18 protein-coding genes are annotated in these 24,692 nt (G+C 56.4%); 5 read left to right on the forward strand and 13 right to left on the reverse strand.

Going from position 1 to position 24,692, the window contains the following annotated elements; translation table 11 throughout:
* Nucleotides 1–252 precede the first annotated feature (252 nt).
* Complete coding sequence (locus FYC48_RS18140; RefSeq protein ID WP_149498129.1) at nucleotides 253–3,975, reverse strand: preprotein translocase subunit SecA; 3,723 nt, start codon at nucleotides 3,973–3,975, stop codon at nucleotides 253–255.
* Between the two features lie 431 nt (nucleotides 3,976–4,406).
* Between FYC48_RS18140 and rpiB (FYC48_RS18145) the strand changes: the two genes are divergently transcribed.
* The 3 genes from rpiB (FYC48_RS18145) (at nucleotide 4,407) to FYC48_RS18155 (ending at nucleotide 7,303) form a co-directional block, all read left to right on the forward strand.
* Nucleotides 4,407–4,925, forward strand: coding sequence for a ribose 5-phosphate isomerase B (gene rpiB / locus FYC48_RS18145; RefSeq protein ID WP_149498130.1), 519 nt, complete (start codon nucleotides 4,407–4,409; stop codon nucleotides 4,923–4,925).
* Between the two features lie 16 nt (nucleotides 4,926–4,941).
* On the forward strand, nucleotides 4,942–6,210 hold the full coding sequence (locus FYC48_RS18150) for a chorismate synthase (protein ID WP_149498131.1): 1,269 nt from the start codon (nucleotides 4,942–4,944) through the stop codon (nucleotides 6,208–6,210).
* Nucleotides 6,211–6,283: 73 nt separating this feature from the next.
* Complete coding sequence (locus tag FYC48_RS18155) at nucleotides 6,284–7,303, forward strand: zinc ribbon domain-containing protein (RefSeq protein WP_149498132.1); 1,020 nt, start codon at nucleotides 6,284–6,286, stop codon at nucleotides 7,301–7,303.
* 27 nt (nucleotides 7,304–7,330) lie between these two features.
* Here FYC48_RS18155 and FYC48_RS18160 read toward each other — a convergent pair whose 3' ends face one another.
* The 4 genes from FYC48_RS18160 to FYC48_RS18175 are packed head-to-tail and all read right to left on the reverse strand — an operon-like array spanning nucleotide 7,331 to nucleotide 10,464.
* Complete coding sequence (locus FYC48_RS18160) at nucleotides 7,331–7,741, reverse strand: DUF3750 domain-containing protein (RefSeq protein WP_160149605.1); 411 nt, start codon at nucleotides 7,739–7,741, stop codon at nucleotides 7,331–7,333.
* A complete protein-coding gene (locus FYC48_RS18165) occupies nucleotides 7,725–8,750 on the reverse strand; it encodes a DNA polymerase III subunit (protein ID WP_149498134.1) in 1,026 nt (341 codons plus the stop codon). The genes FYC48_RS18160 and FYC48_RS18165 overlap by 17 nt, the downstream gene beginning before the upstream one ends.
* The gene (gene rpiB, locus FYC48_RS18170) at nucleotides 8,747–9,280 is read right to left on the reverse strand and encodes a ribose 5-phosphate isomerase B (RefSeq protein ID WP_149498135.1); all 534 of its coding nucleotides are present in this window, start codon (nucleotides 9,278–9,280) and stop codon (nucleotides 8,747–8,749) included. The genes FYC48_RS18165 and rpiB (FYC48_RS18170) overlap by 4 nt, the downstream gene beginning before the upstream one ends.
* The gene (locus tag FYC48_RS18175; RefSeq protein ID WP_149498136.1) at nucleotides 9,280–10,464 is read right to left on the reverse strand and encodes a Sua5/YciO/YrdC/YwlC family protein; all 1,185 of its coding nucleotides are present in this window, start codon (nucleotides 10,462–10,464) and stop codon (nucleotides 9,280–9,282) included. Before FYC48_RS18175 ends, rpiB (FYC48_RS18170) begins: the two co-directional genes overlap by 1 nt.
* A 235-nt stretch (nucleotides 10,465–10,699) precedes the next feature.
* Between FYC48_RS18175 and FYC48_RS18180 the strand changes: the two genes are divergently transcribed.
* Nucleotides 10,700–11,704 carry an NHL repeat-containing protein gene (locus FYC48_RS18180; RefSeq protein ID WP_149498137.1) on the forward strand — a complete coding sequence of 335 codons (1,005 nt, stop codon included), beginning with the start codon at nucleotides 10,700–10,702 and terminating at the stop codon, nucleotides 11,702–11,704.
* A gap of 162 nt (nucleotides 11,705–11,866) precedes the next feature.
* Here FYC48_RS18180 and FYC48_RS18185 read toward each other — a convergent pair whose 3' ends face one another.
* The 3 genes from FYC48_RS18185 to tilS form a co-directional block, all read right to left on the reverse strand.
* A complete protein-coding gene (locus FYC48_RS18185) occupies nucleotides 11,867–13,921 on the reverse strand; it encodes a PTS sugar transporter subunit IIA (RefSeq protein WP_149498138.1) in 2,055 nt (684 codons plus the stop codon).
* A gap of 145 nt (nucleotides 13,922–14,066) precedes the next feature.
* Entirely contained in the window at nucleotides 14,067–16,202 is a 2,136-nt protein-coding gene (locus tag FYC48_RS18190) for an FAD-dependent oxidoreductase (RefSeq protein WP_235034313.1), read from the reverse strand.
* A gap of 140 nt (nucleotides 16,203–16,342) precedes the next feature.
* A complete protein-coding gene (tilS, locus tag FYC48_RS18195; protein WP_149498139.1) occupies nucleotides 16,343–17,458 on the reverse strand; it encodes a tRNA lysidine(34) synthetase TilS in 1,116 nt (371 codons plus the stop codon).
* A 251-nt stretch (nucleotides 17,459–17,709) separates the two neighbouring features.
* Here tilS and rny point away from each other — a divergent pair, with 251 nt between their 5' ends.
* The gene (gene rny / locus FYC48_RS18200) at nucleotides 17,710–19,305 is read left to right on the forward strand and encodes a ribonuclease Y (protein ID WP_149498140.1); all 1,596 of its coding nucleotides are present in this window, start codon (nucleotides 17,710–17,712) and stop codon (nucleotides 19,303–19,305) included.
* A gap of 17 nt (nucleotides 19,306–19,322) precedes the next feature.
* On the opposite strand, the gene FYC48_RS18205 is transcribed toward rny, so the two are convergent.
* From FYC48_RS18205 to FYC48_RS18225, 5 genes are all read right to left on the reverse strand, one after another.
* The gene (locus FYC48_RS18205) at nucleotides 19,323–19,628 is read right to left on the reverse strand and encodes a DUF5989 family protein (RefSeq protein WP_235034314.1); all 306 of its coding nucleotides are present in this window, start codon (nucleotides 19,626–19,628) and stop codon (nucleotides 19,323–19,325) included.
* A 2-nt stretch (nucleotides 19,629–19,630) separates the two neighbouring features.
* The gene (locus FYC48_RS27855) at nucleotides 19,631–20,176 is read right to left on the reverse strand and encodes a hypothetical protein (RefSeq protein WP_160149606.1); all 546 of its coding nucleotides are present in this window, start codon (nucleotides 20,174–20,176) and stop codon (nucleotides 19,631–19,633) included.
* Between the two features lie 149 nt (nucleotides 20,177–20,325).
* A complete protein-coding gene (locus FYC48_RS18215) occupies nucleotides 20,326–20,568 on the reverse strand; it encodes a hypothetical protein (protein ID WP_149498142.1) in 243 nt (80 codons plus the stop codon).
* A gap of 640 nt (nucleotides 20,569–21,208) precedes the next feature.
* The gene (locus FYC48_RS18220; protein ID WP_149498143.1) at nucleotides 21,209–23,017 is read right to left on the reverse strand and encodes an FAD-dependent oxidoreductase; all 1,809 of its coding nucleotides are present in this window, start codon (nucleotides 23,015–23,017) and stop codon (nucleotides 21,209–21,211) included.
* A 483-nt stretch (nucleotides 23,018–23,500) separates the two neighbouring features.
* Nucleotides 23,501–24,394 (reverse strand): hypothetical protein, encoded by an 894-nt coding sequence (locus FYC48_RS18225; RefSeq protein ID WP_149498144.1) that lies wholly within the window; start codon nucleotides 24,392–24,394, stop codon nucleotides 23,501–23,503.
* Nucleotides 24,395–24,692 lie beyond the last annotated feature (298 nt).

Consider the following 24,692-nt stretch of genomic DNA (forward strand, 5'->3'; position numbering starts at 1 on the left):
GACTCCTTTCCTTAACCGAATGGCAAGCCGGCCGAACGCTGGAGCTTCCACACTCGCCTCTCTCTTGAGACGAATGTAGGCTTTCGAACACAATTCAAGCCTGTTGAAAAAAACGTCGCCAACGCTCCGTCTGAATCAAAGGTCTGGGCTCGTCAGCCGACGACTGTTAGCCCGTTGATTACACCGAAACCGTAGCAAACGCCAGTCGACGAATCCTGCCCCCAATTGTTAACGAGACTCGAGGTTACTGAACTACTTTCGCATACAGCAGGCTTTGTATTTTTTGCCGCTACCACAGGGGCAGGGATCATTGCGTCCGACTTTCACCCCGACATTTCGAATCGGTTCGGGCTTCGCATCGGTTGATTGATTACTAGCTTCGGCGGCCTGCTGAGCTGCGGTCTGAGACGCTGCTTGGGTTGCGGTCCCCGATCCCCCGGCGTTTCCGCTGGCGATCGAACCGGCCCGATCGTGACGCGCCTTAGCATCGACCCACGTGCTTCGAATGAACTCTTGGTTGAACGATTCCATTCGAAAGACCAACCCGGTGACTTGCTCTCCGACCGATTCCCACATCTGATCGAACAATCGCATTCCTTCGCGTTTGTATTCGACCTTGGGATCCAGCTGGGCGTAACCTTTCAGTCCGACACTGCTGCGCAGGTGATCCATCGTCAGTAGGTGGTTCTTCCACGCGTCGTCGACGATATTCAACAAGATTTGTCGCTCCATCCGTCGCATTTCGGGGTGGAACCGATCATCGACGGCACCGCTGACGGCCAACTGCAGCTCGTTGCGGTTCATTCGAGAGAAGTCTTCGACGTCGACCGAAGCGCCGAGTTCGACCTTCATCCATTCGACCAGGTCCTCCAGCTTGCTCGTTCCACTGGCCGCCACGGAAGCGGTTTTGTCGTTGTCGACGTTCGCGAACAAGTCGGCGACACGCTTATTGGCCTCGTTCAGCAACGGTTCGGCCTCGGTCGCCATTTCTCGGCTAAACGCGGTCAGCTGAGTCTTCAAATCATCTCGGTTAAGCGGAACGTCATCGACCGTCATCGTCTTTTCGAAGCGTCGCGCGATCCAATCGACCAGGCCTTCGCGGTTGAGTACGACCTGCGAGCCCTGGGGAACGGTGAACTGGGAAATTCCGGCCAGGGCGGGGTACTCGGTTTCCTTTTCGGCGTACGCTTGCTCGGCGCGGGCCACCAACTCGCCGGTCACGCTGCGACGATCTTCGACATCGCGAAACTCTTCCGGTGTCGTCTCGATTCCAAACCGATAACGCATCCAGCCGCACAGCATCCGCAGCCCATAATCCGCATCGAGCAGCGGTTCCCCTTCACTCAGGTCGACTTCGGCGATCCTTGCATGAGCTTTATCGATTAGGTTTTTGATCAGATCATCACGATCCATGTTCTTAAGTTGATGATCTTGATAATTCGTTCCCAACGTGGTGTTGGCCCATTTTGCCATGGCCTTGAGGTTCCATTCCTCTTCCATACCGACCGGCAAGTTTTCTTCGACCACTTCTTCGACAAGCACTTCGGAGGCACGCTCGGCTTGCTCCCGCGCATAAGTCGTCGCCATCGAGATTTCCATGTTCTGGAAATCTTTCGGCTCAAGCGTGCAACCGAGCTTGCCACCGGCGAATGCGGCAAACGTTTCGACGCCGTAGTCGGGATCCAAAAACGTTTCGACCTGTTGCTCGATCTGCGAATGAATCAGTTCCAGGATCATGTCCCGCGAACTGTGTCCGTCGAGGAGATTTTGTCGGTAGCGATACACACGTTTTCGCTGCTCGTCCATCACCTCGTCATAGTCCAGAAGGCTCTTCCGCATTTCAAAGTTGCGTTCTTCGACCTTCTTTTGGGCCGCGGCGATCCGCCGGGTCACCAGCTTCGACTCGAGCGGTTCGTCCTCACGCATGCCGATGCGTTCCATCATGTTCTTCACCCATTCACCGGCGAAGATTCGCATCAAGTCATCTTCGAGCGACAAGAAGAATCGACTCGAACCGGGGTCACCTTGGCGTCCACAACGACCGCGCAACTGCAAGTCAATCCGGCGTGATTCGTGGCGTTCGGTTCCGAGCACACACAATCCGCCGAGTTGACGAATGTGTTCGCCTTGCTCGCTCATCCCCTCGGCTTTATCGAACGACTCGACCAGTTCATTCCATTCTTCATCGGGAACGTCTAGTCGGGTTTCGTACTTATGCTGTAGCTGTGCCCAGGCTTTGTTTTCGGGGTTACCACCGAGGATAATATCCGTTCCCCGACCGGCCATGTTGGTGGCGATCGTCACGGCAAACTTTCGCCCGGCTTGGGCGACAATATCGGCTTCACGTTGGTGCTGCTTGGCGTTCAAGACCTCGTGCTCGATGCCACGACGTTCGAGCAAACGGCTGAGCGTTTCGCTTTTTTCGATACTGACCGTCCCGACCAAAACCGGACGACCTTTGTATTCGATCGCGTGGATCTTGGAACGTGGAATTGTTTGCGTTTGCTTTTCGCCTTTGGCGACGATTTTGATTTCGTCGTCGCTCTCTTCCTTGATGTCGCCCCAGACTTCATCGCCATCTTTGGTCACGACGACGTCCCATTTGACGGTCCGCTCGATCTCTGCGGCGAGGGCTTTAAACTTGAATTCTTCGGTCAGATAGATGACGTCGGGATACTCCAACCGCTGCAAACCACGATTGGTCGGAATCGCGACCACGTCCAACTGGTAGATTTTCCAAAACTCGTTCGCCTCGGTCATCGCCGTACCGGTCATCCCGGACAGCTTCTTGTACATCTTGAAGATGTTCTGCAGCGATGCGGTCGCGAAGGTCTGGGTTTCCGGTTTGATCGGGACGCCTTCTTTCGCTTCGACCGCTTGGTGCAAGCCATCACTCCATTGACGACCGTCCATCAAACGACCGGTGAACTCGTCAACGATCACAATCTGCTTGTCTTTGACGACGTAATTGACGTCACGTTTGTAGAGGAAGTGGGCTTTGAGCGAATTATCGATCAGGTGAGGCCACTCCATGTTGCCGGCCGTGTAAAAGCTCTCAACACCGGCTAGCTTTTCCGCCTCACGCACCCCATCGTCGGTCAACGTGACGTTGCGTTGTTTCTCGTCGACGGTGAAGTGAACGTCTTGTTGCAATTGCCGCGCGACCCGGTCGGCATCGGCATAGCGACCGAGATCCATGTCGCTGGGGCCACTGATGATCAACGGCGTTCGTGCTTCGTCGATCAAGATATTGTCGACTTCGTCGATGATCGCGTAGTTCAGCGGTCCCTGGCACTGCTGAGCTTCCGGTGGGAAACGGTCATCGCCTTGGGCGGCCGGGCGCATGTTGTCGCGCAGGTAGTCAAAGCCGAATTCGTTATTCGTTCCATAGGTGATGTCACAGCGATACGCCGCTTGCTTTTCGTGGGTCGACATCCCCGACTGAATTGCGTTGACGGTCAATCCCAAGTTCATGTACAGCGGCGCCATCCACTCCATGTCACGACGGGCCAAGTAATCATTGACCGTGATGACATGAACGCCTTTTCCTTCGAGTGCATTGAGGTAGGCGGGAAGGGTAGCGACCAGTGTTTTTCCTTCACCGGTGACCATTTCGGCGATCTTACCTTGGTGAAGCACCATGCCGCCGATTAGCTGGACGTCATAATGCCGCATACCAAGGAATCGCTTGCCGCCTTCGCGGCAGACTGCGAACGCTTCGACGAGAATGTCGTCCAAGGATTCGCCGTCGCGAATTCGCTGACGGAAGAGCTGTGTTTGCTCGCGGAGTTCCTCGTCGCTCATCGCCTCATACTTAGGCTCAAGCGCCGTAATCTCCTCCGCCCGGGTCTGCAACGCAGCAACTTGGCGAGCGTTGGCCGAACCGAAGACCGACGTCACACCTCGCTCGAAAGAGCTCAGCAGCCCGCCGAAGACTGCTCCGGTAATATCCACTAGGGTTTCAAAAAACGACATCGTTGAATCGTTGGTTGGTTTCGATCGATCGCTTGCACGACGAACCTTTCAGGCATCCAAACCTTTCGTTCGTCGGCACTGGGGACAGATTGGCAGCGCAGCCCGCCCACGTCCAGATCAGCCAATTTCGGACCAAAATTGCACTCAACCGAGACTCATCGGGCGTTGGGGGTCGTGCCACAAAGGCAGCGAGTAAAGCTAAACGCTTTGGGTGGCTTAGGTTAGGGTGTTTCACCGGAGGGGTCAACGCCGGTCAAAAGTTGGCGAAAAATCATGCGATCGATCCCGAATCCCTTCTCGGGAACGGCTAACGAATTTTGACACGTTCAGCTAAACTGCCGACCGAACCGCCCGATTCGGGCCGTTTTGCTTTTGGGGCCCATTCCACCCCCGTGCCCGCACGACTCGTCCGTTTATCCCGATCGCCGTCCATGAACTCACAGCCTCAGCCCGCTAAACCGCTTCGCGTCGCCATCGGAGGAGACCACGCGGGCTATCCGCTCAAGCAAACGATTGCCGAAAACCTCGCTTCAGACGGTCTTGCCGAACTGGTCGGCAACGTCGTCGACTGCGGTACCGACGGACCGGCTCGCTGTGATTACCCCGATTTCGCAATCGCTGTCTCTCGGGAAATCCTGCTCGGCAACGCGGACCGAGGAATCGTCGTCTGCGGCAGCGGTGTCGGCGTCAGTGTGGCAGCCAACAAGATCCCCGGAATCCGCGCCGCGATCTGCCATGACACGTACTCGGCCCACCAAGGTGTCGAGCATGACGACATGAATGTGCTCTGCATCGGCGGTCGGATCATCGGGAGCGAACTGGCGATGGAAATTGTCCGCTCATTCCTGGGTGCTCAATACACCCCGTCGGAACGGCACCAGCGACGACTCGATAAAGTCCTTGAAATCGAAGCCCAGGGTCGCGATGCACTCGGCGACATGAGCTCGTGATCAGGAGACGATTGCTATGACGGAAATGCTTGGCGGTCCTTTTTTCTCAGTTGCCGGCGCGGGGGAATCCCACGGGCCCGGTATCACCACGATCGTTTTTGGTTGCCCACCGGGGCTGGAAATTTCTCGAGATCGTGTGCAGACCTTTCTCGATCGCCGACGCCCGGGCGGCAACAAACACGGCACCCCACGCAACGAAAAAGACAAAGTCGTCTTCCTGAGCGGCCTTTATCAAACCGACCATGAAGCATTACTCGGTCCGTCGACGATCTCCGTCAACGTTGACGGCAACACGTTCGAAACCGAAGCCTACGAACGCGGCTTCACGACCGGCGAACCGATCGCGGCACTGGTGCTTTCGACCAGCAAGAAATCGGGAGACTACACCCAGTTCATCGGTCCCTCCGGACAAGTTCGGCCCGGTCACACCGACTTGGTGAAGTACCACAAATCACAAGGCTATGTCGACATTCGCGGCGGCGGACGCAGTAGCTATCGAGCCACGATCAGTGACGTCGTCGGCGGCAGCATCGCCCGCCAGTTCTTAGAGACGACATTTCAAACCGTGTTGATCTCGTCAATTAACCAGGTCGGCGAACTGAAATCAAAAGGCTCACTCGCCGAACAATGCCAAGCCCTTTACGATCGATTTCGACGCGATGACGCCCCCACGATCATCCCGCCCGATGCGATCGCCGACCTCCAACAGACAATCGATAACGCCGAGATCCCCTCGGTCGATCCGGACTTTGCCGAGCAAGCGGGTGAGCTGATCAAGGAGACTCGCAAGGAAGGCGATTCGCTTGGCGCGAGCGTCGAAGTGGTCGCGCTCAACGTCCCATCACTGCTCGGCGATCCACTTTACCAATCGCTGAAAGCACGATTGATGGGGGCCCTCGGCGGACTTAATGCGGTTCAGTCCTGCGAAATCGGATCGGGGAAAGCGGTTGTCAGCCGCCGCGGAAGCGCGAACAACGATCCGATCCGAAGTTCGGGGTACGTCGGCAATACCCATGGCGGACTGATCGGTGGCATGACCACCGGAATGCCCCTGATCTGCGAGGTGGGTTTTAAACCGACGTCGACAATCAACAAACCACAACAGTCAGTGTCGAAGGATCTCACCGAGATCGATTTCGAACTTGAAAAGGGACGCCACGACCCGTGTGTCGGTGTTCGGGCCGGCGTCACGCTAGAATCACGGCTGGCGATCGAATTGATGAATGCGGCACTCAGCCAACGATCACAATCTCTCGCCGATGGCCTGCCTAGCATTTTTGGCTAACTAAACTATGCCTTCGTCGCCGTGGCGACGCTTTTCCTGCTCATGCCCTCGTTCGCCGCACGCCCAACGCACCATGAAGATCAAATGCCCCGGTTGCGCCACCGTCCTGCAGGTCCCTGACTCGGCCGCCGGCAAGACAGTCAAATGCAAGTGCGGAAAACAATTTCGGGTCCCCACCGCCACAGCAGCAGGTAGCAGTACAGCAGCAGGTAGCAGTACAGCAGCAGGTAGCAGTACAGCAGCAGGTAGCAGTACAGCAGCAGGTAGCAGTACAGCAGCAAGCGCTAGTTCAGCACAAAAGCCGGCCGCCCCGAGGGCAGTCGCCCAGCGACCGGCCCAGCAGCCGGCCCAGCAACCGGCGGCGCCCGCGGCCCAACCTTTTAACCCGTTCACGACCGAAGCATCGACGTCGGGAGGGATCTTAGACGAACTGACCGACTCTGACTTCTCGGGTATCAAACAAGTTGCCGTCCCCGGTAGGTCCAGCGGGCCCGCTCCCGTCAATGCGAACACCAGCAAACTCCTCGACGAAGCAATGTCGAGCACGAAGAAACAGTCCAAAGGCGTAGCTTCCCACGCTGCGGCGCCTCGCCCTGGATTCTTGACGTTTCTGGGAGTCATCAACGGACTCGGCGCGATTGTCTTCATCGCTTTGATCCTGATCACCCTTGGCTTTCTCGACATGGTCGCCGCCGCCGAAGGCATGGCCGATGACGACGCAGTCGGCACGCTTCGCGTCATCGCGATCGTCGGCCTGGGTAGCTTGGCCGCGATGTCACTGGCCACTGCCGTCGCTTGTTTTGTGCGTGGAAAATTGTCCTGGTACGTCGTGTTGGTCAGCTACGGCTGGGCGGCAGCGAATCATATTTTCACCCTTATCGACAGCGTCACTGCCGACGAAATAGACCCAACGATCGCGCGAACGATCGGCCGCATGGTGTTCGGCTTTGGCATTTGGGCGTTTTTGCATGGCCCATCGGTCCGCTCCTTCTATGGCACCAACGAAGAACCCGTTTGGCGGGTCGTCGCATTTGACGTACTCGGCATTTCCATCGGAGCCGGCTTTGGAATCGCCGCCCTGGTTCTAGCGTAGCGGCTGATTGTTGCCGGCATCGACCGCTTACCATCTCGCAAACCCGCGCCCGATCGCGCGGACGCCCAACCGATAACGATCTTGCAAGCACCACTGGATGTAGGTGTTGCTGTTGGGGCCTGGGACATAGTGATAGCGATCGCACCACGGATATTCTTTTGGCGATGACACCAGCCGTTCGGCGATCGCCTCGGCATCCTCATCGACGAACTCGTGCAAAAAATACCCACGGCTATCGCGGATCCATCCGAACGCAGGCAGCATGTTGCGATGCAAGTGCCCCCACGACTGTGGACTCTGGTTGGGATACTGCCAAACTTCCCAACGATCTGTCCGATCGCCATCACAGATCACCAGCCAACAATGCTCGGCAAAACGAACGACCCGTGGCAGACGACCGGCCCAAAGCTGGACCGAAAATTTACGAGCCGATGCCACCACGATCTCCGCTCGTGCCGACGGATAGATCTGCGGCAAAGCAATCAACCAAGGTCGACAAGTTGGCCATCCGATCGAGTTCACGCAAGGCGCGGACACTACGATCGAGCCGTGCGAGCGTGATCATTCGAGCTTGCGATTCGCTTGCTTGATCTCGCATGACTTTGCGATAATGACCGATACACATAGCAAATACATCGCGCAACGCGGCGCGACGTTTGGGCGATTCTTTGCCGGCCCCTTCCATTCGATCGGTGACGATACGGCGGATCATAGCCGGATCAGGAACTCGCTGGCCTAGCGCGTCGGACAACGCCGATCGGAATTGTCGCGTCGATTCGTCCAACAATCGCAGTGCGGCAGAGATGTCTCCGGCGGCGATGTCGACCGCTTCGATCATCGCTTCATCGGACGCCTCGCACTGGTGAACATCGCGGATCAAACGGATCGCATCGGCATCGGACAACGGGCGAAACCGGATCACTTGGCAACGTGATCGGATTGTCGGCAGTTGCTTCTGTTCACTCGTCCCGACCAAGATGATCACCGCGTCGGCCGGTGGCTCCTCGAGTGTCTTGAGCAAACAATTGGCGCCCTCCTCATTCAAAAAGTCGGCATCTTCGAGAATTGCGACCTTGCGTTTGCCGCAATAGGGACTCAGCCGAACATCGCGACAAAAGCCTTCTTGCATCCGAACTTCCGGGGCACCGATCAGCAGATCGACCGGGATCGTTGTTTTATCCTTTGGCTTGCGTACCCGAATCACATCGGGATGCGTTTCGGCGCGAACTTGAACGCAGGCCTCACATTGCCCGCAAGGGTTCATCTCACGAGCTGGATGCCGATCACAGAGCAGCGTTTGGGCGAGCAGTGTCGCGACGCTGCGTTTGCCGACTCCGGAAGGACCGACAAAAAGCAAGCTCCCCCCAAAACGACCTTGTGAAATTGAGTTCGCAAACCAGCCGCGCAGGTGATCGTTGCCGATCAATGAAGACCAACCATCGATCATGACGTCGTCCGCTGCGCCGCGGGGTGGTCTTCGGTCGCTTGCGAATCCGGCTTGACCGCACCAAGCGAAGCCGGCCCGACTGAGTCAACGTTTTTTGTTTCGATCTTGCAAATCTTATCAAGGCGTTTGGAGTGACGTCCGCCGTCGAACTCGGTCTGCAACCACCGCAGCACCAAGTCATCGACCGAACGTTCACCGATCAAATCGCCGGGCAGACAAAGGATGTTCACATCGTTGTGCCGACGACTCATTTCAACCATGACCTCGTCATAGCAAGGCGCGGCACGGACGCCGGAAAACTTATTGGCGGTGATCGCCATCCCGATCCCGGTACCGCAAATCAAGATCCCCCGATCGGCTTCACCACAGCTCACACGACGAGCGACACACTCGGCGTAATCGGGATAGTCGACGGCAATTTCATCGAAGGTTCCTTCGTCGATCACGTCAAAGGAATTCGCTTGCAGCGACTGAATCAATCGCGCTTTGATGTGCACCCCGCGGTGATCACTCCCTAACGAAATTCGCATCACGCAGACTCCTTATCCCCGCCAGAGGATTCGGTTGGATGGCTCGAGTCGGCTGCCTTGGGAAAGAAGTCGTCTCCCAATTTGTCCAGCCACACGGTCAACTCGTTTTCCATTTGATCGGCACATTGGCGGTATGCATCGACGGGCATCCCGACCGGGTCGGCGATATCGCCGCCGTCATGACGCAGCGTAAACACGCGATCGTGCATCTCCGGCCACGCGGCCAAGATTGCGGCGCGATGATTACGGGTCATCGTCAGCACCAGATCGGCAACGTTCATGATTTCATCCCCAAGCGGTTGACTGGCATGGCCGGTCAAATCGAGATTCCGCTCGCCCATCACCTCGATGCCTTGCGGTGCCGCACAAGCTCCGACCGAAGCGGCAACTCCGGCCGACAACACCCGAACCGCGTCCTCGCGGCCAAGCTTTTGACGCAACAATTCGCGCAGCAACGTTTCCGCCATCGGGCTTCGACAGGTGTTTCCCGTGCAGACTAATACAATAACCGGTTTGACAAACTGATTCATAGCGGCTCGTTCGATGACGCCTTCTCGCAATATTTCCCAATGACTCCCGATCACGCGAGCCACCGTCGACACTCCACCATAGCGGGTCGGACCGTCGTCGAGCAGCAGTGGAATGTCACTCCCGAACTGTTCCAACACCCCCTGGGACTCAAAGTTGGGATATCCCCCCTTATCGGTGCAGTCCAACCGATGAGCCCCCGTCAAAACCAGCGGTGCGGCGACGAATCGATGAATCGTTTCGAGCACCCGGTGGTCGACGACGCGGAATCCCACCGTCTGTTGATCCCCAACAATTAGCTTGCGAACCTTCGGGGGCAACTGACCGAGCGCCGAATGCTCGTGATCACACGGCGTCACGACGGTCAATGGCCCCGGCCAACACCGGTGACAAAGGCGCCTCGCGACGGGCGAAGGTTCACAAAAAAAATCTTCGGCGGCTTGGCGACTTCGGACAGAGATCGCCAACGGAGCCCCTTCGATTCCCCTTAATTGGGCAATTCGCTCGACCGCGTCTTCGTGAAGCGCGTGGGCTGCCAACCCGTAGGTCGTGTCGGTGGGCAAGGCAACCACCTGCCCCTCGGTCAGGGCCTGAACCGTCCGATGGATAAAATCACGGGGATCGTCGGTTTGACGAAGATCGAAGACTTTGGTCATGAAAACCGACGAGTAAAACGTGCTGACCGGTCACCCACTGGCACACGCTACCGATCACAAGCGTCAATCGAATGACGCCGATCCGATGTGCCGAACAAACTTGTATTGTAAAGGCATCAATTTTGGATCGGCAAGGATGCTTAAAGTGACACACCCTGTCGCCGGTGTCTCATTTCGATCAAATCGTCGGGTTCGGCTTATCAACAGCGACGAACGATCGCATTACAATACCCCCATGCAACCGTTCGTCTCGTCCGATCACGATCACCGCTTGAACCGTCGCGGCGCCGTCAGACGCTGTGCCGTTAGCCTGTTGGCCGGTGCGGCCGTGATGTCGGTCCCCGGGTGTGTCAGCCGGTCTCGGTCCGAAACGCCCCAATTGGTCTGGGGCCGCCGTGGCCAAAGCAACGGCCGCTTCCTCACACCGCGTGCGATCACGATCGATCGCCAAGACCAACTCTATATCGTCGACAAAACGGGTCGAATCCAAGTCTTCGACCCCGACGGCCGATGGATTCGAGACTGGCGAACTCCTGACATCACCAATGGCAAACCGACCGGGATGACCATCAAACCCGGCGCGTCACCCGATGAAGACTTGCTGCTGGTCGCCGATACGCACTACTACCGAATGTTGGTCTACACGTTGCGTGGCGAGCGACGTCCAGAACTGGAGATAGGAGGCACGAGCGGCTTTGGCCCCGGCGAGTTTGCCTTTTTGACCGACGTCGCCGTTGATAAAGCAGGCTGCATTTATATCGGCGAGTACGGCGACGCGGATCGAATCCAGAAGTTCGATCCCGATGGCCGGTTCATGCTTTCCTGGGGAGCGACGGGGCGCGAACCGGAACAGTTCCTGAGGCCCCAGGGTCTTCACATTGAAAACAACCTGATGTGGATCGCTGACTCGGGAAACCATCGCATCCAGCGGTTCGATCTCAGCGGCGAACGACCAGAACTGATCGACATTTGGGGCGGTTCCGGTAAACAGCCTGGGAAGCTGTTCTATCCTTACGGCGTCGATACCCTTGGCGATGGTGAAGCTGTCGTGTGTGAATACGGCAACGCCCGCATTCAACGGTTTGACGCTCGTGGAAACTCGCTTGCCACCTGGGGCTCGCCAGGCCTCGAACCAGGACAACTTTTTGATCCATGGGGACTGGTCGTCGATTCACGTCGCCGAATTCATGTTCTTGACAGTAACAACCATCGCGTTCAGCGCGCCGCGGTCCCAACGTAATCGCCCGCTGAATTCATCGGAGGATCAACGTCGGGCCGATTCAACTGCACCCGATGGACGCCGCATGTTGACAGCCACGAAGCAGGGAAAAATAGGCAAACGACGATGAGAATTTGACGGTCGAAGGTAACGCGTCCTCGGTTGAATGTTGGAGATTCATTCTCAACACCAATGCAATTCTTCTTCGTCGGGTGCCTCATCGGCATCGAGATGCGCCAAGTGGTCGCTGTCAAAAAAACGTGACAATAAAGCCCGCACCGGCACCAGCAACGCGATGAAGATCGGGAACAGAATCCGGACCGGCTGACTGGGAAACACATTGACCACGCAAAGCACCGCTAAACAAACAAATTGCACCAGCGTGAATAGATGAATCGTGCGCGTCGGCACGCGTCGGGTGTAGTGATTGACCGGATAAAGCGATGAATCCATGAACAACCAACCGAGTCGCTCGACGAATTGAATGTTACGAAGCGACACAAAACCCATGTACAAGAAAATGCCGTAGAGTGCCGCCATCGGGACATACTCCAACAGCGGCAGCGCCAGCAGCGACCCTCCGATCAACAAATGAATGACCAACCCGGTCACACGATTCTCTTGCACATGAATGATCTGCTCTCGGCTTTCGCCTTTGTTACCGACGACTTCTTCGGTATCAGACAACGCCCGCACGTGGGCCAACGAACGCACCGTTGCAGCGACCATCCACGGCCAACCGAACAGCGAACACATCCCGATCAATAGCCCGACCACCAACAGATCCAAGTGGTAGGACTCGCCTTTCCCGAGCTTATTCTGTGGACTGTTGACCAAACGTGCGGTGATGTTCTGCGAAAGGAATACCAAGACGGCCGCTAGGACCGCCGGCCCGATCGCGGCAACCTTCACCCACAACGGCACGCCCCATAAATCAACGAACATGCCGCTGCGTTCGCTGGCTGTCGCGGAAACTTCCAGCGTGTCGAGTGTTGCGGCGCTACCGAGCCACCAAGCGGCGCCCACCATCGCACCAAGCGCGATCGATGGACCAAAGTCGGCGAGAAACTCTCGCATCCATGTGAAGAGGTACTTACTGCGGCGAAAATCGGCGAGCGTCATCGCGATGTAGAACGTCCCGACGGCCAACACAATCGCGAGCAGGGGTTTTTCGTTGGTCAACCCTTCGACACTCGCCGTCCGGAACCCGGCGACCAGCGCCTCGATCGCCTTATAGATGAAGATCATCGACATCAGCGCCGAGAAGATTTCATCGGTGAAACGCGTGAAGTAACGCATCAAGTTACTGGCGTTGGTCACCGCCAGTACCACCGTTAACACGCTCGTCCAAATCCCGACCCAACCATAAACCCCCAAGAAGTGCTCGGTCAAATTCATGTCCTGGCACAACTGGTAAAGAATAATCGTAAAGATCAACAGCGGGCCGATGCCTCCTAAGATGATCAGCGGGCCGCCGGCCAATAACGAATACAAGACTCCGCAAACCGCCGTCGAAAGCAACATCGGTCCGGCCCCGATTAAGCCATCCGTTTCGCTGCCCATGAGACCGCCGAACGTGACCGCCGGCGCGACGCACGCGAAGTACATGAAGACGATCGATGCGATACTTTTAGCCCGCAGTCCATCGATGAAATCTGACTTGTAGTGCTTCAAACGCCGGACGAAATCGGCCTTCAATCCGGAGAATAGCCGCGGCGAAGTTTTCAATCCCTCGGTGACTTCACGCGGTTTGGCAGGTTTGGCTAACACCGTTCGCGTCAAGTGCCGCTCGATCGCGTCGAGGACTTCTTGCGGAGTGCTCGAATACGTCAACTCGAAATGACACACGTTGTCGCTCATCATCCGAGCGATCGAAGAAAGCGTGTCGAGGTGATCGGAAGCGTGCGAGGTTGGGCCGACCATCAAAAAGACATAGCGGGTCGCGATGCCATCAGGTGCGCCCATATTGACCGCATGCTTCAAACGAATGAAGACAACTGCCGGGTCGTTGATGCGATCGTCATAGTAATGCGGAATCGCACACGCATGACCGATGGCGGTGGGAAACTGACGCTCACGTTCGATGATTCCATCAAGAACGATCTGGCTTTGGTTTTCGGGCAACCGCCCGCTTTGAACCAGATAATCAATGCCGGTGCGAACGATATCAGCCATCGAATTGGCGTCAACGTTCAGCAAGCAACTGCCTCGTGAAATCGCATCGATCAATCGTTTCATCGACCGCTCTCCATCGCGTTTCGGGTTGTCATCTTGTCAATCAGGTTGCGAGCAAGAGTATGACCGAAGTTGTCCGATTGAAAAACTCCGCCTCCAAGCCGCCGATCGGTCAAACGAATTTGAACGTCTCCTCAAACCAGCATCGCTAATCTTCCACCGGAACAAACCGAATCGCATCCACGATCACGTAGCCATTGGTGCCCTCGTTGCTGATCGTCACCATCGCCGGTTGACGTTGATCAAATTGAAAGACTCCGAGCGACGAAAACGCCTTTTCGATCGCCGGTGTTTTGCGTTGATCGAGTGAGACCGACGTTGTTCCGCCAGCATGCTGAATCTTGACAGGCACGTTCGATGCGCGGTTATTGTTGGGGGGATAAGCAACCTGCACGTCATACTTTCCGGACGAAAGCTCAGTCGAAAAGGATGCCGATCGGCTTCCGTCGCCACTTTTGCCATCGTGCAGGTAACCGGTTAAGAAGTGCGGTCGATTGGCCGCACTGTGTTGCCAATGGCCGACAAGTTTCGCGTCGCTATTATCGAGAACAGTTCCGGCGAAATCTTTCGGAAACCAAACACGCGCCCCCTGAGTTTCGTTGGCCGCGTGCAGGACCTGTCCGTCGGCTAACAATCTTGTTTTCAGCGCATCATAGGAAATATCTTGGACGGCCAGGTCATCTTCGATCGCCATCACGGCCGCGGTCGCCGCGCTTTGTCCCAGGATCATGAAGACCGGTTCCATCCGAATTGACCCGAAAGCGATGTGCGAACTCGACACGCAAACGGGAACCAACAAATTGCGGCAGTCCTTCTTGTTAGGCACCAAACTGTCATAGGAAATTTCATAGGGTCCGTAAGTCGACACCCCGATATCGCCTTCGTTTTGCACGTGTCCTTCGGGGGTGACATAGCGTTGAGTGTTGTGCGAATCGATCGAATAAGACCCCATGCCCACCGACTTGGGCGTCGGACGCCGTTTCTGAAGCTCGTTTTCCGTCATCACGAACTTGCCGATCAATCGCCGTGCTTCGCGAACATAGATTTGATGCGGCCAATGGCCGTTATCAGTGAATTCGTCGGCCGCCAAACCCCATCGTGACATCTCTTCACGAATCGACTCCGGCACACGTCGATCGCTGACATGAAAGTACAGCCAACCTTTTTGGTACCGCTCATGTTCCGCGATAATTTCCTTTCGCCGTTCGTAGCTGGCTTCCGGATAGTCGTAATTGAAGCCGATGTTGTCGGTGCTCATCGGCCCATGGTTGTTGGTATCGGTCTTCCGATTGGGAATCGGATCGAACTTGCGAAACGTATCGCGCCAACCGGCTTGATAGATCCGCGCCAATAGTTCGAACTCGGCCGGGTCATAACCGTCAGGCTTTTCGAAGGGGACACGATTATCGGGATGATCGGTCAAGCACATGCGAAAGCAGTACGCTTGAACTCGATCATCGGCCGATCCCTTTTCGCCCGGAGGCTCGGAGCTGATGCGCGGTAATACACCGCTGCTAGGATCGTCCGGATCGACATAGGGGCTGATCGGAGGCAGGTCGGCAAAATGATGGGCGTGATGATTGACGCCGATTTGTACCCCCGCCCAGTTCTCGCCGTAGTGATCTTGAGACTCGCGACCGACGTGGTAAGGCACACCGGCGGCGGCCATCAAATCGCCTTCGTAGGTGACATCTAAAAACACGCTTCCCTCGAAGACATCTCCACTCAACATACGGATCGATTGAATCCGCCCGCCATCCAAGACGACGCCTCGATCGCGATCAAGCCATTGATCTCGGTAGACCGGCACGTCGAATTCGCGAACGAACTCATCGAATACTTGCTCCGCGATGTGCGGCTCGAAGATCCATTGCGTGCGGTTTTCGCCATCGATCGCTTTGTTGCCTTGACCACGATTGCCGTAGCTTTCCTTCGTTTGCCAATTCCAGTTTTCTGGCTGCTGGTACTTCGAAAAGACCCGTTGATAAAACTCCCGCGCCAGGCCACCGATGACTTCTTTCTTGCCGGTATCCGTCCACCCCAAACCGCCGCTGGATAGCCCCCCAAGATGCGTGTCCGGACAAACGACCAATGCGCTGAATCCTGAGCGTTTCACTTGAACCGCAGCCGTCACCGCGGCGGACGTGCCGCCGTAGATCACCACGTCGGCGCGATAGGTCTCGGCGTCTGCATTTACGGAAAGCGTCCCGAGCATCAATAGCGTGACCCCCGTCCTGATCACGGATTGAATCCGGGCGGGGAAGTGAAAGAGTTGTCTTTGCATGCGATCGCAGATTGGTAAGGAAGGATAAAATCGCTGCCGCCCCGAAACGTCTATGCACCATGCCGGCTTTCGGTGGACGGTGTTTCGCTTTCGAATCGGCTCGGCACCGATAGCTAGGCGAGGTTTGTCGGTGACGTAGTCTAACCACTCGACGCCGCGGAGTCGGGTCGACGAAAACGAATGACGTTTTCACTGCGAACCGCCTCGATCTCCCCTGGCAGATGAATTCGATCGGGGCCCTCGCCGTATAGCAGGTCCAACAATCGCCGCCACTGCGTTTGATTCATCATGCCGAGTGGAAAACCAGACCGCTGCCAACTCTTCCGCAATGACTCAACGACGATTGACGAGTCCAACAGTAGCGGGTCGATCGGCTCTGATTGCCGCGCGAGTCGGTCGAGCCGGTGGACCACCAACGGGGCATGTGAAACGACGACAACGTCGATCCAACGCCCGACCAATATTTCGATGACCTTGCCCCATCCGCGCTGCCCTTCGATCGCTCGGCCGATCGATGGGATCGCCTCAGCAAACGTCCCCGTCATCATGGGCAGTAATTCGTTCCGGATCCAATTCCTTCGGTACTCGGATTGCTGGTTGGATTGATCCTCCCGCCAAGGATAATTTTTCGCCTGAAGAGCTTCCCGGATTAGCGATCTTCGGGTTCCGAGTAGCGGCCGGACGATAACGAAATCTCGGGCATCGTCGGACGAAGCCAGTTCGCGAAACGGGGCGATGCCGGTCAGCCCCGTCGGCCCCGTGCCTCTCATCAAACGGAACAATACCGTTTCGACGTTGTCTTCTAAGTGATGGCCAAGCAGCAGATACCTCGCCCCGCGGCGCCGCATCACGTCGTTGAAGAATCGGTAACGCTCTTGCCTGGCGTGCTGTTCATCAGACCGGCGGCCGCTTCCCAAGCCGGCATCAAACGCGACCCCCAGTTGCCCCGCAAGTTGCTTCACAAAGGCCTGGTCGGCATCGCTCGCCGCCCCTCGAAGCCGATGATTGAAATGTGCAGCGACCACAAAACCTGCGGGTTGATGGTTCGATCGTTGCCTGAGTTCCATGAGGGCCCGCAGCAAAGCGACACTATCCGCCCCGCCGCTACAACCAACAACGATGCCCAGATCGGCGTACCGGGAAGCTGGGAACCGCCCTTCCAGTTGTACCAGAAGCTGCTCCCATTGCTCCGTTGCCAGCGAGCCGCCCGGATCGCTGGGTGTTGTGTCGTTGATTCTTGGCGTTGCATCCGGCATGGAGATGATTGGTGAGGAAAGATGCGAGGCTGGCGGCCGTAGACGATTCTGGGCCCTTTCTTGGATCGATTCTCAGAGAACTTGGATCGGGTTACGACTTTTCGGATGCGTGAAAGGGTAGGGCACTGCCCATTGACGGGCAAAATTTGTTAGGATCTTCATCGTCTACGCGACACGGATCCGTCGCATCAGCGGCCAGTCTACCGCCCTTTTCCACCCGCCGAACACGCCCCATCGCTTTGACCCTCTTGATGGCACTTTTCTTTGAGCCGCCGCTCGCTTCCTCACTGGACGAGAACTTCTTCGTCTATTCCCTCGCCGGTGTCCTGGCCGGCGCGGTTCTGATGATGGGGTACCAGCGTTGGAAATACACCGTTTACAAGATCAAATTAGCGGAGCGAGCCGACGAGATCCTAAACGAAGCCAATCGCCAAGCCGAATCGATGAAATCTCAGATCGTGCTCGAAGCGAAAGAAGAGGCTTTGGAGATCAAGTCCAAGGGCGAAACAGAAATCGCCGACGCTCGCCGCAGCCAACTCGCCCGCGAAGAAAAACTTGACCGCCGCAGCGAGCAGCTCGACGTGCAAGAAGCGGACTTACGAAAACATCAACGTGGGTTGGAAAATGCCCAGCAACGGCTCGACTCGGGTCTCAAGATGCTTTCCAGCAAGCGAGAGGAACTCAACAAGCTCGAAGAGCAACAAAAGCGATTGCTCGAGGCGATCTCCGGACTGACACGCAGTGAAGCGAAGGAAGAATTGCTCAGCGCACTCAAGGAAGAACTTGAGCACGAACGTGGCAAGGTCTTGCTGAAACAGAAAAAGGAAATCAACGAAGCGGCAAAAGAGCAAAGCCGTCAAATGCTGTTGACTGCCATGCAGCGTTATTCGTCAGCGTTCACCGCCGATTCAACCACCAGCACCGTTGATGTCCCGACCGACGACATGAAAGGTCGTATCATCGGTCGCGAAGGACGCAATATTCGCGCCTTTGAAAAGGCAACCGGGATCGACGTGATCATCGACGATACCCCGGGCGTGGTGATCGTCAGTGGTTTTGATCCCGTCCGTCGCGAAATCGCTCGCCGTTCGCTGACCAGCCTGATCGCGGACGGTCGAATCCATCCGTCGAAAATCGAAGAAGTCGTTGAAGAAACGCGTCGCGAGATCAACGAATTGATCATGCAAAAGGGACGCGAAGCGGCCGACGAAGTCAACGTCCCCGGCTTACACGATCGTGTCATTGAATTGTTGGGACGACTCTACTTTCGGACGTCGTACAGCCAAAACGTGTTGCGGCACAGTATCGAAGTGGCATTTCTGTCCGGTATGATCGCCGAAATGTTGGGAATGAATGGCGATGTCGCCCGCCGTTGTGGGCTGTTGCACGACATTGGAAAAGCCGCCGATCACGAACTCGAAGGTGGTCACCCAAAAATCGGTGCCGACATCCTGCGTCGAAACGGCGAATCAGCCGAAGTCGTCCACGCCGCTTTCGGGCATCACGATGAAATTGTGATCGAGCACCCCTACACCGTCATCGTTGCCACTGCCGACGCCTGCAGTGCCTCCCGCCCGGGGGCTCGACGCGAATCGCTCGAACGTTACATCAAACGAATGGAAGAACTCGAAGCGATCGCCCAACGGTTCGATGGCGTCCGGGAAGCCTACGCGATCAGCGCGGGACGCGAACTTCGTGTGATCGTCGACAGCACGTCAACCAACGACGAACAAGCCGCGGTGATCTGCCATGAAATCGCCAAGGCTTTTGAGCGCGAATTGATGTACCCCGGCGAAATAAAGGTCACCGTGCTGCGGGAAAGCTCCTTCACCGAAATCGCGAAATAGCAAGCACCGGACTAATTTCAAAACAGCGTGTAGATGAAGGGAGCCGCCGGCGAGGTTGTTACGAATGCGAGTGCGACCAGAAGCAGCAAGACCACCACAATTGGTAGCAACCACCACTTCTTATTGTAGCGCAAGAACCAGATGAACTCGCGGACCAAGCCCGGGTCACTGGTGTCCGCTTGGGCGTAAAACGTTTGCTCGGCGTCACCGCCGGACGGCTGCTGAGACAGTTCCGTGCTGGTTGTTGTCCGCTCAGCGCCGGACTGACCAGTTCGGTGGCCTGTCTGATCACCGAGTTGCGACTTTTGTTCTCGCTTCGCCATTTTCAAAACATCCGGAAGTAAGACTCACCGTCGTTTAGCTCGCCGCGCTCAACGCTGCTGGTTTGTCGCCAAAAGGTCTCTGCGTCCACACCGCGACGCCGAATCGATCGACCGGACCAGCGAAACCAAATTGCTAGCGGTGTGACTAGCAAATAGTACAGCACAGCCATGGCGATGAAAGTCGCTATCCATCGCAAGGGAAACGTCAACCGCTCGAACGCGTCGATCATCATCGATCGTCGGCTTGGCGCCACGAGATAGACGACACTGAACAGTAGGCCGGTGATAGCAATAAGGATGGCAACGATAGTGCCAACTTTCGTCTGGCCTGCAACGCGATTGACCAACACCGCGAGCACTAGGCTTGAACAGGCCACTCCAATCCCCGACAGGACCGACGGCGGCAACTCGCCACCATCCGGGGACAGAGCACCATCCGGGGACAGAGCACCATCCGGGGACAGAGCACCATCCGGGGACAGAGCACCATCCGGGGACAGAGCAGGGTTGCTTGCTAGCGACTGAGGTTGATTGCGATGACCGGGCATGGGGGACAGACCCTCTCTGTTAGGGCTTCCACTTCCAGAATTCGATTCAGACGGGGACATGATTCAGACGGGGACATAGCACGGTAATTCAGCGGGGGACATAGCACGATTGCGTTGCTAGCGGTAGTTACGGAGACGGGATTCGTTCCTTAATGGCTGAAACGCAGTTTGCCCACTTCTGGTGTTTTACAAGCCAATATTTTGCGAGCAAATTGCGGAGCTGCTGGAATTTCAGGAGGCCGCTGATGAAACCATCCGTCAATGGTCTGCCGAATACGGAAGCCAAAAACTCGCCCGCTGAGCGTGGAGATGATAACCGCGGCGATCTCCCCGCCCCTGGTGCCTCCGACCAGCAATTTTGGGTTGATTCGTTTTTCAGAACGGCGAGTCAATCTTAACCAATCCAACCATAGCAAGGTATTGTGACGGGCCCCCGACGGCCGAAGCGGTACTTGACAATCTACGCCAAAGCGGCTCATCCGGACTTAATGAACACCACCCAATTGAGCCAATTCTGTGTGACCGCCAAAATTGGCAAAAAAAGTCGCTCCACGGGCCCCCCGCCTTAACTCGTCATCGCCTAACGAGTTACCGTTCGGAGGACGATTCGGAGGATTTAAAATGCCTAAATCTGCAGTTGACCGAGCGTGTGGGCCGCGTAACCTAGAGCTACCGATTGAGACCACTCGACGCGATTTTTCGCCTCGGGCAAGTTGGTCTTCGGCGACGTAAGCCTTTGCTATCTTTATAGTTGCGAACTTCGCTGCCGAATCCGACGACTGCCACCAGCGTCGAGATCACAAATTACCTATCTTCCGCGAGTTCGCCTCGCGTGGGGTTAACGCGGTCAGCTTGCGGCCACGGGCTGACATTCGTTGATGGTTGGATTCCTCCGCTAATGCCGTCTCCGAAACCTCACGGACCGGGCGCAAGAGGTGCCCGGTCGCGAACGCTCGCGAAGGTAGAACGACGATTGATCGTATCTGCCTCACATGCGTTCGACTCCGCTTCCATTTGCGTGGGCACCTTGAATCAGTTTGGTCGCAGCCCCGCGATGAATTCTCCTCTGGTTTTTGCACCGCTAGAAACCTGAAGTCCCAACTCTTCGGCGAGCCGCGTCCACCGTTGCCGCAACTGATCGGACAGCGGTTCCTCGCGTTTTAGTTCATGCCCGCGGTATGCCTCGTAGTATTGACTGGTGAGGTGTTTTCCACGCGATCGCATTTTTTTGGTCCCCGGTTCTAACCCATGCAATGCGCCGGCGGAACCAAATCGCTGCACGGCAATAAAGTCTGGCTGCCCCGGTGAAACATCGCTGACATAGACCGTCGCGCCGCCGCCTTTCCAAATCCGTTCCTGCAGTTCTGAAACACCGACCTCCTGAACAGCAACTCCGTGTTGCAAAGACAGCACCGAAGCTTCACCTGCCGCGGTACCCAATGACATCCAAATCGGCTCGAGCCGCAACGCACAGAATCCCACATGACTGGCGCTGCATGCGACGGGAACAAGGAGGTTACGTAACTGCTTCGGGACGATCACTCCGTAGGGAATTTGATAGGGAGCGACAGCCTTGTAGAACTCGCCACGATGCGTTCCGCCGATCCGAGGCCCTTCGTGTCCCGTCCCATGACAGTTATGACTGTACTCGCCAACCGCGATCGCATCGCGGTGCAATTCAGCTCGCGAGTCACCTTGGGCGTACTCCGTGTCTGCTTCGGTGTAGACATACTGCCCGACCATTCGCCTCGCTTCACGCACGTAAATCTGAGGTGGTAGATAGCCGCTTTCTTGAAACTCATCGCGACAGAGCCCCCAGGTCGCAGCTTCGCTTCGAAACGGCTCTGGCACCGCCGCATCAGTTTGCAAAAAGTGAATCAATCCGAGTTGCCAATTGAGATGCTCTTGCTCGATTTTCCGACGCGTCGCCAAGTCTCCTTCGGGATAGTCAACATTGTGTCCCGGCAGCGATAACCTGACCAATCCTTTGGATACATCGTTGATGTCATGTTTCCGATTGGGGAGGGCAGGCAGATGTGCCTTCAAAATGAAGGGCCGTCCGGGATAACCGAACGCGGCTTTAAACTTTCCCGCTTTAATTAACGGAACGACCGCAACATAGTCTTCGCGTCGATAATCATCTGGGACCGGGATGGCGATACGATTGGGTTCGTCTTGGGTCATGCAAAGGCGATAGTTGTAGCCTTGCAGCTGACGATCGGCCTTCAGCGGGGCCAACGACTCGCCATACTCTGACCGGGCCTCGCGGCCGACGCGGAATGGAACCCCGGCGGCGGCCAGTAAGTCCCCTTCGTAAGTCGCATCGATCACCATCTCTGGCACGACGACTGCCTCTCCGGAGGACGTTTCAAACCTTAGTTCTTGGATCGCCTGAGCATCGATTTTTGTGGAGGTCAAACGATGACGCTTAAGGATTCGAATCGTTGGCTTTTCGGCGAGCATTTCGTGAAAGACGAGCCGATTGACCGATGGCTCGCCGTGTGTTCCCTGCCATGAATCGCGAACCTGATCAGATTGTTCGCCGTAGTGTTTCACATAGTGACTTCGCACACGCTGGCTGAACTCGAGAAACGCACCGCTGAGCGATTCAAAACTGTGGAAATCCGAGTGCGACAGACCATGTGTAGTCAGTCCACCGATGCGGTTGGTCGGCTCGATCAACAGGACATCGATGTTTTCATCGGCGGCGGCGAGTGCGGCAGAGATCCCGCCGGGCGTCGCACCATAAATCGCGACATCACAATGCAACGGTTCGCCGCCGCAGGCAAACGCGGGGGCGAGCACGGTTAGCAGCGCGACGATTACTTTGATTTCGGTCATGACAAGTGAACTGGAGCGGAAGAAGAATGGAGCGCTGGCGATGAATCGATGGGCGTCAGAGACGTTTGCCGTGCGCAAAGCATAACGAACGTCACACGCCCCGTCACAAAATCAGAGCGAAGGAGATCGTTTCTGATTACGAGTCCGAATTCCGCTCTCATCTCTCGAAGCGGCATCAACGATTGTCGTTCGGATCTCCGAGCCGACAACGCTCAACGAAGCCGCTGACGACTCGGAGAGTTGAGCGACAATCGGAGCAAAGAAAAGAGCGATAAGACTGGTAAAAGCAGTTCATCGACTTCCCTTACGACGTCCCCCTCACACGACAGGATTGGTCGAATTTTGTCGTTTGCCGTAGCTGCCGAGCATCACAAAGCACCCTTGGCTTGGAGCAGTGAACTGCGCCGTATACCGGAAGGCGACTCATCCATCGTGGTACGGCATTCGGACGATGGTTGATGTCGGATGGAACCAGCTTTGCGATTACTCAACCAGCCGATCGCGAGCCGACACACCCCAGTACAAAAAGTGTGGTTGATTGCCAACGTAAGGCTTTGCGCGTCCGCACTCCCAAACCTTCTCACGTTTGTACTCGAGAATCAACGGCAGGTTTGCCAAACGAGCTGCGGCGAAGCGCCATTGCGGACCGTCGTCTAGATCAATCGCTTCGATCAACAATACCAATTCTGGATCCGTCCCCATCACGAAGGCAAACACCGCGCCGTCAATCACGTGGTGACGCTTGCTTTGATAACGATAAAGCGGTTGAGCGAGCAGTCGTAACGATCCTTGTCCGTCGCTCAAGCCGGTAGGTATTTTTGCTTCAAACCCACGGGCGAATTGCCTCATTTGGGTCAATCGCATCCGCTCGGTTTGCGCGGGCACCGGTGCATTTGGAATCTCGGCGGGCGTGACACCGGCTTCGGTCGTTGTCCAATCTGGAACAGCCCCGCGCCGACTTACGCGAGGCTCGTGTTTGGTGTCGATGCCGACGAGTGAAAGCGAATGAAACTCGTGCGATAGTCGACGTTGGTTCGAATCAACAGGAGAGATGACCGACCAGATTGCGCCGATCACTTCCGGACGCCCGTCATTGGTCCAGACAAACGCGGCCCCGTGAGTGTCGCGAACGCGTACCGGATTGGTGAAAGTCAAGATTGGCGCGGGCTGCAGTTGCAGCAACTCTGCTTGATTTGCTGACCCTTCGCGACTGTCACTGCGAAACATTTCGTACGCCGCCGCTTCGTCGCGGTAAATACCCAACCAACGCGTGCGTTGTTCCTTATTCAACGTATTGTCTTCGGCAACACCGTCTGTGGCCGAACGGTCTTGTGCCACCCCGGGGCTGGCAATGAAAACGGCAAGCGCAATCAGCATTCCAATCACTCTCGGTGACATCGCATAGGCTCCCAGGCAAGACAACAAGAATCAACGGTTAACAATTTAGTCACTACGTCTATTATGGCGTGACGCGTCAGTTCGATCAAATCTCCCTTGTCACAATTCGATGAGCGCTGTCGCGGCGCAAGACTGGAACCCGAAAATTGCCGCTTGTGATCCCGAGACGACAAGGGCAGGACTTCACGAGGGTCAGCTTCGGGAAAAGGCACGTCGTCCTCGGCGGGGGAGCTTCGGCTATACTAAACGGGGTCAATCTTTCTGAGAAAAAGGCACG

Origin of the sequence: Roseiconus lacunae, from assembly GCF_008312935.1 — a bacterium.
GTDB lineage: Bacteria > Planctomycetota > Planctomycetia > Pirellulales > Pirellulaceae > Stieleria > Stieleria lacunae.

What these genes read in the sequence shown, in the direction of transcription:
- FYC48_RS18140 (WP_149498129.1), bottom strand. Translation starts at nt 3,975, where the DNA reads ATGTCGTTTTTTGAAACCCTAGTGGATATTACCGGAGCAGTCTTCGGC.
- rpiB (WP_149498130.1), top strand. Translation starts at nt 4,407, where the DNA reads ATGAACTCACAGCCTCAGCCCGCTAAACCGCTTCGCGTCGCCATCGGA.
- FYC48_RS18150 (WP_149498131.1), top strand. Translation starts at nt 4,942, where the DNA reads ATGACGGAAATGCTTGGCGGTCCTTTTTTCTCAGTTGCCGGCGCGGGG.
- FYC48_RS18155 (WP_149498132.1), top strand. Translation starts at nt 6,284, where the DNA reads ATGAAGATCAAATGCCCCGGTTGCGCCACCGTCCTGCAGGTCCCTGAC.
- FYC48_RS18165 (WP_149498134.1), bottom strand. Translation starts at nt 8,750, where the DNA reads ATGATCGATGGTTGGTCTTCATTGATCGGCAACGATCACCTGCGCGGC.
- rpiB (WP_149498135.1), bottom strand. Translation starts at nt 9,280, where the DNA reads ATGCGAATTTCGTTAGGGAGTGATCACCGCGGGGTGCACATCAAAGCG.
- FYC48_RS18175 (WP_149498136.1), bottom strand. Translation starts at nt 10,464, where the DNA reads ATGACCAAAGTCTTCGATCTTCGTCAAACCGACGATCCCCGTGATTTT.
- FYC48_RS18180 (WP_149498137.1), top strand. Translation starts at nt 10,700, where the DNA reads ATGCAACCGTTCGTCTCGTCCGATCACGATCACCGCTTGAACCGTCGC.
- FYC48_RS18185 (WP_149498138.1), bottom strand. Translation starts at nt 13,921, where the DNA reads ATGAAACGATTGATCGATGCGATTTCACGAGGCAGTTGCTTGCTGAAC.
- FYC48_RS18190 (WP_235034313.1), bottom strand. Translation starts at nt 16,202, where the DNA reads ATGCAAAGACAACTCTTTCACTTCCCCGCCCGGATTCAATCCGTGATC.
- tilS (WP_149498139.1), bottom strand. Translation starts at nt 17,458, where the DNA reads ATGCCGGATGCAACGCCAAGAATCAACGACACAACACCCAGCGATCCG.
- rny (WP_149498140.1), top strand. Translation starts at nt 17,710, where the DNA reads ATGGCACTTTTCTTTGAGCCGCCGCTCGCTTCCTCACTGGACGAGAAC.
- FYC48_RS18205 (WP_235034314.1), bottom strand. Translation starts at nt 19,628, where the DNA reads ATGGCGAAGCGAGAACAAAAGTCGCAACTCGGTGATCAGACAGGCCAC.
- FYC48_RS27855 (WP_160149606.1), bottom strand. Translation starts at nt 20,176, where the DNA reads ATGCCCGGTCATCGCAATCAACCTCAGTCGCTAGCAAGCAACCCTGCT.
- FYC48_RS18220 (WP_149498143.1), bottom strand. Translation starts at nt 23,017, where the DNA reads ATGACCGAAATCAAAGTAATCGTCGCGCTGCTAACCGTGCTCGCCCCC.
- FYC48_RS18225 (WP_149498144.1), bottom strand. Translation starts at nt 24,394, where the DNA reads ATGCTGATTGCGCTTGCCGTTTTCATTGCCAGCCCCGGGGTGGCACAA.